Source organism: Moorena sp. SIO3I6, from assembly GCF_010672095.1.
The window spans coordinates 1-1,207 of the sequence record NZ_JAAHHU010001503.1; the positions used below are offsets into that span (position 1 = coordinate 1).

Annotated in this window: 2 pseudogenes; both read left to right on the plus strand. The window is 41.7% G+C overall.

The annotated features are described in order from the left end of the window. Window positions 1-365: 365 nt before the first annotated feature. Window positions 366-695 (plus strand): annotated as a pseudogene (locus tag F6K49_RS50680) (hypothetical protein); the annotation flags it as partial. 112 nt (window positions 696-807) lie between these two features. After that, window positions 808-1,207, plus strand: a pseudogene (locus F6K49_RS50685) (RNA-guided endonuclease TnpB family protein); the annotation flags it as partial.

The following is a 1,207-nucleotide window of genomic DNA, read 5'->3' on the forward strand; positions in this document are numbered from 1 at the left end:
TTAATTAAACCTGACCAGTCTTACCCAGTGTGGTCGCCTTATGATGCGGTTGAGGCAGCGGATACAATGTTAAAAGTGCTACAGGCTGTCAAAGCTCAAGATCATGGGTAATCCTGAACGATATCCATTTGTTTCCAGTGATACAGCCTTAGGCGAAGCTAGTTTTCGCCCGTATTTGCCTTTTACCTTAGTTTATCAACAGGGTACATCAGGTTAAGTAAATTCAAGCCTTAATAGATAAGGAGAAAGAAAAAATGAAACTGTGGAGTGATAACTTTACCAATGGTGATAAGATTCCTAAAGAGTTTGGTTTTGGTAAATATCACCCACAAAAACACATGGTATTTTAAGATAACAAAAATCCCCATTTAGGTTGGAGTGATTTACCACCAGGAACCCGTTCTCTAGTCTTAATTTGCCATGACTCTGATGTGCCAAGTGTATTTGATGATGCTGAGCAAGAGGGTAAAATTGTCTCAGCTAGCCTACCCCGTATAGATAGTTATCATTGGGTCTTGGTAGATTTATCACCGGATATTCAATCGATTGCTGCTGGTGAGTTCAGTGATGGCGTAATTCCTGGGGGCAAAAATGGCCCTGAAGCCCCGTTAGGTACTCGCCAGGGAATCAATGATTATGGCGAAGGGTATGTTGGCGATCCTGAAATGGCAGGATCTTATCGGGGCGATGCGTAAAACCCCCGCGTTTTAACCGGGGGATATAAGCGAGTTTGACGAATTTATTCGGCTGTCAAGCTAGTATTATGCTAGAATAATTAGTATAACTCTATAGATAGTGAGTCTAACTTTGATAGTCTACGAGTTCAAAGCAAAAGGTAAAGACAGTCAGTACAAGGCAATTGATGAGGCAATACGCACCTATAAGTTCATCCGTAATTCTTGTCTAAGATATTGGATGGACAATAAAGGTGTGGGCAAATATGACCTCAATAAATATTGTCGGGTACTGGCCAAAGAATTCCCCTTTGCAAACCAGCTCAACTCTCAAGCTAGGCAGTCTGCGGCTGAATGTACTTGGAGCGCAATTAGTCGATTTTACGAGAACTGTAAAAGAAAGATACCCGGAAAGAAAGGCTTTCCCAGGTTCAAGAAACACCCTCGTTCAGTTGAATACAAAAAAACGGGATGGAAGCTTTCAGAGAACCGAAAGGCTATCACTTTCACCGATCAAAACAAGATCGGAAAAT